General features: G+C 62.6%; 5 protein-coding genes and 1 tRNA gene (1 of these 6 only partly in view). All 6 read left to right on the top strand.

Annotation, left to right across the window (positions count from 1 at the left end; translation table 11 throughout):
* Positions 1-31, top strand: a tRNA-Glu gene (locus HMPREF2550_RS12400); it begins 160 nt to the left of the window's first position.
* Positions 32-527: 496 nt separating this feature from the next.
* Positions 528-1,805, top strand: coding sequence for an ATP-binding protein (locus HMPREF2550_RS10075; protein ID WP_070790923.1), 1,278 nt, complete (start codon positions 528-530; stop codon positions 1,803-1,805).
* Between the two features lie 104 nt (positions 1,806-1,909).
* Positions 1,910-2,956 (top strand): ABC transporter substrate-binding protein, encoded by a 1,047-nt coding sequence (locus HMPREF2550_RS10070; RefSeq protein WP_070790922.1) that lies wholly within the window; start codon positions 1,910-1,912, stop codon positions 2,954-2,956.
* Positions 2,957-2,989: 33 nt separating this feature from the next.
* Entirely contained in the window at positions 2,990-4,612 is a 1,623-nt protein-coding gene (locus HMPREF2550_RS10065) for an ABC transporter permease (protein ID WP_070790921.1), read from the top strand.
* Positions 4,609-5,652: an ABC transporter ATP-binding protein gene (locus HMPREF2550_RS10060; protein ID WP_070790920.1), complete on the top strand. Its 1,044-nt coding sequence runs from the start codon at positions 4,609-4,611 to the stop codon at positions 5,650-5,652. The genes HMPREF2550_RS10065 and HMPREF2550_RS10060 overlap by 4 nt, the downstream gene beginning before the upstream one ends.
* A gap of 9 nt (positions 5,653-5,661) precedes the next feature.
* Positions 5,662-6,849: a chromate efflux transporter gene (gene chrA, locus HMPREF2550_RS10055; protein ID WP_070790919.1), complete on the top strand. Its 1,188-nt coding sequence runs from the start codon at positions 5,662-5,664 to the stop codon at positions 6,847-6,849.
* Positions 6,850-6,988 lie beyond the last annotated feature (139 nt).

Raw genomic sequence — 6,988 nt, 5'->3', positions numbered from 1 at the left:
GGTAACACGGGTTCAAATCCCGTACGGGGTACAACATACCGAGGCGGTCAGCTGAAAAGCTGGCCGCCTCGGTTTTTGTGTATGGCTTCTGTGTTTCGGGGGTCTCAGTCCTCCTTTCGCGGCCTGGGGTGTTCGGGTGTTCACCGGTTGGGGTTCTCGCGGGGCGGGTCCAAACGGAGCTAGCTCCGTTTAGGAGATCTCGCGAGTAGCGACCTGGGGTTTCTCCGGTGGGGTTGGCGCAAATGGAGCTAGCTCCGTTTGGAAGGGCCTCCGGCGCTTATGTGGGGATGTGCAGTCTGTGAAGTTCCGGTCGCGCCAGTGGGGGTAGAGACAAGGGCCCGAAGTCCAGGCCCATACCCGCTATCCCCTCATCTGTCGTCGCGTTGCCGTGCTGGGACATTCTGGGTAATGAAGTGGGGTCAATTTGGGTAATTCAGATGGGACAAAGTGGGTAATGAAGTGGGGGCAATTTGGCTAATAGAGGTCTCTACCTGCTAAAAGTGCAGCTATCATGCTACGGTTCTCGCATGGGCGAAGACGAGAACTCAACGAGATACTTGAGGCGGGAGATTGATACCCTCCTCGACGAGGTGATGCCGTACTTTCCGGCGATTGCGCTCGAAGGAGCGAAAGGCGTAGGGAAAACCCAAACCGCGTTCCAGCGTGTCGAGCATGTGCTGCAGTTGGACGCACCGGGAATGAGCGACCTGGTTGCGGCTGATCCCTCAATCGTGAACTCGCGGCAGGGAAGCGTGCTCATTGATGAGTGGCAGAAGTACCCACCGGTGTGGGATATCGTGCGCCGAGCGGTGGATACAGGTGCACCCGCCGGAGCATTTCTTCTGACGGGAAGTGCGTATCCGCCTCATGGGGCTGGGATCCATTCCGGGGCAGGAAGGATCGATACGGTGCGGATGCGGCCATTCGCGATGCAGGAACGCTCGCTGGCTGCCACAAAAGTGCGTATCTCGGACATATTCGGTGGAACGCAACGCAACGTTGAGGCCGAAGAGATTGCCGTCGGTGCAGCGCAATATGCTGAGGAGATTTGTCGTTCGGGATTTCCGGGCATTATGGACCTGCCGCCGCGGCTGCGGGCAATGCGCCTGAACTCCTATGTCGAGCGTCTTGCAACGCACGAGTTTGGAGAACTGGGGCAGCGTATTCGCGACCCTCAGTCGGTGATCCGCTGGCTCACTGCGTATGCTGCTGGCTCTTCGCGAACCGACAGCTACCAGTCGATTCTTGATCGCGCGACGCCGGGCGAGGCTGACAAACCGGCGAGGAAAACGACCCAGGGATATCGTCGTCTTTTGGAGCAACTGATGATTCTGGAGCCCCTTCCAGCATGGGACCCACTGCAGGCGGGTTTTCCTGCGCTGATCCGCTCGCCCAAGCACCACCTGTGTGACCCAGGACTGGCCGCAACATTGCTTGGCGCGACGTCGACTTCACTCATCTCTGGGGATCCAGCTCAAAGTGAGTTGTTTGCTCAGCTGTTTGAGTCTTTCGTGCTGCTGAGTGCTCGCGTCGCAGCAGAGACTCTTGGCGCGAAGACGTGGCATCTGCGCGCGCGGAAGGGGGAGCGTGAGGTGGACATCCTCGTCGAGGACATGGAGAAACGGATTGTGGGGATCGAGGTCAAGGTATCTCCGGAAGTCCGGGATGACGACGTTGCGCACCTTCATTGGTTGCGAGAACATTTGGGCCCGAAGTGGGCGGGCGGCATGGTGGTGCACGCCGGTAGCCACCTGTACCGGCGAGCTGATGGAATCTGGGTCGTTCCTCTCGCAGCGTTGGGCTAGGGGCGCGGGACGTCGAGAAGCGTGCTGGCTTCGCGCTGCGAAGTACCTGTGTCTTTGCTACGGTCAGGTTCGATAAAAATCGGCTCACTCGAAGGAGTATCGCTATGCGCTCGAAAAAGACCTTGACCACCATGTTTGCTGCGAGTTCCGTGGCTGCGCTGCTCGTCGGCTGCTCCGAGCCGTCGGAGGACTCGGCGGCGACGGGATCCGAAGGATCGACCGCTGCGAACGGCGAAGTGACGCTCACGGTGTACACCTCTGAGCCGGAGGAGAAAGTAGACGAAATTAATCAAGCATTCGAGGAAGCCAATCCGGACGTCAAGGTAGAGGTCTACCGCGCCGGCACCGGCGACCTGACCGCGCGACTGGAGGCGGAGAAGACCGCCGGAAGCATCGAAGCAGATATTTTCTGGGCCGCTGATGCCCCCACGTTCGAGACGTACAAGGAAGCTGGCGACCTGGCCGAGCTCACCGACGTCGACACCTCGCAGGTGATTGACGCTGCTCAAGGCGCGGACAATATGTACGTGGGCACGCGCATCATCCCCACCGTGATTGCCTACAACACTGATGTGTACGACCAGGACAACGCGCCAGCGTCGTGGCAAGCCCTCACTGATCCTGAATACCAGGGGAAGCTCGTCATGCCGGACCCGTCCGTCTCTGGTGCCGCCGCGTACAACGCCACCGTGTGGAAGGGCGATGATCAGCTCGGTGAAGAGTGGATCACGAAGCTGGGGGAGAACCAGCCGATGATTGCCAAGTCCAACGGGCCTACCTCGCAGGAAATCGCAGGCGGCGGGCACCCAGTGGGCATCGTGGTGGACTACCTGGTGCGTGACCTTGCTGATGCGGGCTCGCCGATCAATACGGCGTACCCGGAGGAGGGCGCGCCCTTCATCACCGAGCCGATCGCCGTGTTTAAGGATTCGGACGTGAAGGACGCGGCGCAGCGCTACATCAACTTCATCCTGTCGGAGGAAGGTCAAAAGATTGCAGTCGAGCAGAATTACCTGCCGGTGATCGAATCTGTGGGCACGCCTGGCGACGCACCGAGCCTGCAGGAGATTCCCTTGATGGAAGCGGACCTGGCTGCCTTGACCGAAGACCGTGAGGAAGCCGTGGCGTTCTTCCAGAACGCAGTGAAGTAACTCGCTTCGGAAGAGAAAACCTGTAGGAGTACTGTGCCCGACACTTTTCAGCGGCGCGTTAGCGGTGTGCGTCTTGTACGCCTCGGGGTGTGGCTCATCGTCGCCGCGCTTTTTGTTGCACCGCTGGCGCTTGTAGTTTCTCTCGCGCTTGGTGGTAATCAGTTCCCCCTGCTCTTGCAGCAGGGATTGGGCGAAGCGGCGGCGAATTCTGTGGTGACCACGGTGGCGTCGTCAGCTTTTGCTGTTGTCCTTGGCGGGTTGGTGGCGCTGCTGCTCGAGCGAACCGACGTGTATGGCAAGAATGCGTTGCGCATCCTGTTGCTTTCACCGCTGCTCATCCCGCCTTTTGTCGGCGCGATTTCTTGGCTGCAGCTTTTTGGCAACAACCAGGGGCTCAACGCGGTGTTTGGCCGCGAGATCTGGAATATCTACGGTGCCGACGGAGTCATCTTTTTGATGACCCTGCATTCATACCCTGTTGTCTACGTCATCATCGCCGCCGCGCTGCGCTCCATTCCCGCGGACCTGGAGCTCGCTGCGCGCATCAGCGGGGCGGGGAGCGCGCGCATCTTACGCACGGTGACGCTGCCGCTGCTGAGGCCTGCTTTTCTGAGTGCTTTCACGCTGACCGCGGTATCGAACTTGGCCGATTTCGGGATTCCCTCGATTCTCGGTTCACCGGTGCGCTTTGAAACGCTCGCCACCATGGTCTACCGCATGATGGAGTCTGGCATCGTGGCAAACCCGCTACAGGTGGTCTCCACCATTGGCTCAGTACTTCTGGTGCTCGGTATCGCTGCAGTCGTCGCAGATCACGTGGTGTCTTCCCGCGGGGTACACGCGACCGATGCAGGCGAGTCGATGCCACTGCCGCTCGGGGCCTCGCGCGCAGTGGTCTCTGTGATCTCGTGGGTGCTTGCGCTCGCGCTTACCCTCGGGCCGATTCTTGGCTTGACGTACCGTGCGCTTCTGCCGGCCCCTGGCGTGCCTTTCACGCTGCAGAACATCTCTTTGTCCAATTTCCAGTCCACGTTGCAGAACCCGCGAGTGGTGGAGGGGTTTACGAACTCTGTCACGCTTGCTTGCGGTGCCGCGCTGCTGTGCGGTGTGTTGGGCTGGGCAGTGGGGCTGTTGGTCACGCGCACCAGTGCGCGGACCAACACTACGCTGACGCTGATCGTGCTGCTACCGACGTCGCTGCCCGGGCTGATCATCGGCGTCGGCTGGGTGATCTACGGTCGCTACACAGACCTGTACAACACGCGGTGGGTGATCCTGCTCGCGTACGTCTGCGCGTTCACCGCGCTTGTGCTCCAGGCAGTTCGCGCTCCGCTCGCTTCGATGCCGACAGCCGTGGAGGAAGCGGCGCGAATTTCTGGTGCGGGCCCGCTGCGCGCCTTGCTCGACACCACGGGGCGCATGGCGATTCCGGCGGTGGTCTCCGGTGCGGTACTAGTCGCAGTCACGGCGGTACGGGAGTTGACCGTGTCGATCTTGCTCATCGCTCCGGGCACCACCACAATCGGCGTGCAACTGTTTAATCTCCAGCAATCCGGCAATTACAACCAGGCCTCGGCGCTCGCGCTGATGTTCGCCGTCATCGGCATTGCCGCCCTCGCACTAACTATCCGCAACCCTGAACGGAGCAAATCGTGAGTGACATTCAACTCAGCGAATTGAGTGTGGTCTTTCCCGACGGCACAGTCGGCCTCGATTCGCTGAACGCCACCGTCCAAAGCGGAGAGTTCCTTGCGCTCGTTGGGCCTTCTGGTTCGGGCAAGACCACCCTGTTGCGCACGCTCGCCGGTTTCATTCAGCCCACCTCAGGCAGCCTTAGCATTGCTGGCCGCGATGTGTCTGCCGTACCACCGGAGCACCGCAACATGGGCATGGTGTTTCAGCAGCACGCGGTGTGGCCGCACATGTCAGTTGCAGCCAATGTCGCGTACCCGCTCAAGCAAGCCAAAGTACCCAGTGCTGAGCGAAGAGCCCGCGTGGAGGAGGTCCTCGCGCTCGTTGGCCTCGCCGGCTACGGCTCCCGCAAGCCCGCGTCGCTTTCCGGCGGTCAGCGGCAGCGCGTTGCGCTCGCGCGGGCTATCGTTGCACGCCCGAGTGTGCTGCTTCTCGACGAAGCACTTTCCGCCCTCGACGAGCCTCTCAGAGACGGGCTGCGCCGTGAGCTCGTCGCACTAACTCGCACGCATCACCTGACCACGGTGCACGTCACCCACGACCGGAAGGAGGCGCTCGCCATCGCCGACCGCATTGCCGTCCTGCGCAACGGCGTAATCGAGCAGATCGCGACCCCGCCAGAGCTGCTCGCCCGCCCGGCCTCCGCGTGGGTTGCATCTTTTCTGAGCGACGCCACGGTCTTGCCGGGCCGTATCCGAGCGGGAAAAGTGGTCGTAGAGAAGCTGGGAAGCTGGGCCTACGAGGGAGATGCGCAAGACGGTGCGAGTGTAGACGTCGCCGTGCAACCGTCCATGGTGCACCTCGATGAAGCACCCGGGTCTGGGAGCACTACGGCGACGATGTCTGTGGCTTCCGCGCTATTCGAGCACAACGGCTACTCGGTGTCACTGCACGCGGGGGAGCATACATTCAGAGCGTTCGTTGCAGGGAATGCCCGCCCCGACATCGACACCGAAGTCACCGTGCGGATTGACACCCCGCTTGTTTTCGCCTCCGAGCAGTAAGGACAACCCATGGAAACCCCCGCACAGCGCGGCAGCGCCGCCGAAGTTTTCGCAGCGTTTCTCAAACTCGGCTGCACCTCCTTCGGCGGCCCGGTCGCGCACCTGGGTTTCTTCCGTGAGGAGTTCGTCACCCGCCGCAAGTGGCTCAGCGACGCTGAGTACGCTGACCTCGTCGCCCTGTGTCAGTTCCTCCCCGGCCCGGCGTCCAGCCAGGTCGGCATGGCGCTCGGGCTGCGCCGGGCGGGCATGTTGGGGTTGGTCGCGGCGTGGGTGGCGTTTACGGCACCGTCGGCAATCGCCCTGGTCTGCTTCGCGCTCGGCGTGAGCAGACTCGGGAACGTCGCGGACGCAGGCTGGCTCATCGGCATGAAAGCCGCGGCGGTTGCCGTGGTGGCGCACGCGCTGATCGGGATGGCAACGTCACTGGTTACCAACAGGTGGCGCGCGCTCATCGCGGTTGCGGCGATGGTGCTGGTGCTGCTCGTGCCGAGCCCGCTGATCCAAGTCGCCGCGATTCTCGTCGGTGTGGCGGCCGGGTACGCCCTGCTTCGCGACACCGCACCCGCGAGCGAGGTCACGTCGGGGCCCACGCTGCCCAAGAGCGCGGGCGTCACGAGCCTGGGCATCTTCTTCGGCTTATTGCTCGCGCTGCCGATCATCGCCCGCGGCAGCGACGTGGGGCTCATGCTTATCGACGGCTTCTACCGCGCCGGTGCCCTCGTCTTCGGCGGCGGCCACGTCGTCCTGCCGCTGCTCGAGCAAGTCGTGGTGCCGACCGGGCTGGTGAGCGCTGACGTCTTCCTCGCCGGCTACGGCGCGGCCCAGGCGGTGCCCGGCCCGCTGTTTACGTTCGCGACCTTCCTCGGCGCGAGCGCTTCCGGCATCAACTGGGCGCTGGGCGCGGTGCTCGCTACGGTTGCGATCTTTCTGCCCGCGGCTCTGCTCGTCGTCGGTGCAATGCCGTTCTGGGACGCGCTGCGGGCGCACCCGGCGAGCCGGAGCGTGCTGGCTGGTGCCAACGCGGCGGTCGTAGGCATCCTCGCCGCCGCGCTGTACACGCCAGTCTTCACCGCCGGTATCGCAGGCCCGGCGACGATGGCGCTCGCGGCCGCGGCCTTTGTCGCGCTGCGCTCATGGAAGGTACCCGCCTGGGCGGTGGTCATCGCTGCGGCGGCGGTCGGACTCGTCGTGCTGTAGGCCACCCCATACCAGTGTGATGAGCCGCACGTTCTATCGTGCGCTGTTGCGTTTCGACGGGGTAGAACCAGTAGTCGATTTGTGCAAGGGCCTTCCATGCCGATGTGTTCCCGCCTAGGGTGAGACGTAGCAGGTCAGA

The sequence above is a fragment of the Corynebacterium sp. HMSC074A01 genome (assembly GCF_001831515.1).
Taxonomy (GTDB): Bacteria; Actinomycetota; Actinomycetes; order Mycobacteriales; family Mycobacteriaceae; genus Corynebacterium.
This window is presented reverse-complemented; position numbering and strand designations above follow the sequence as displayed.

Bases quoted from the DNA above. Each gene is read 5' to 3' on its own strand.
- HMPREF2550_RS10075 (WP_070790923.1), top strand. From the start codon at position 528: ATGGGCGAAGACGAGAACTCAACGAGATACTTGAGGCGGGAGATTGAT.
- HMPREF2550_RS10070 (WP_070790922.1), top strand. From the start codon at position 1,910: ATGCGCTCGAAAAAGACCTTGACCACCATGTTTGCTGCGAGTTCCGTG.
- chrA (WP_070790919.1), top strand. From the start codon at position 5,662: ATGGAAACCCCCGCACAGCGCGGCAGCGCCGCCGAAGTTTTCGCAGCG.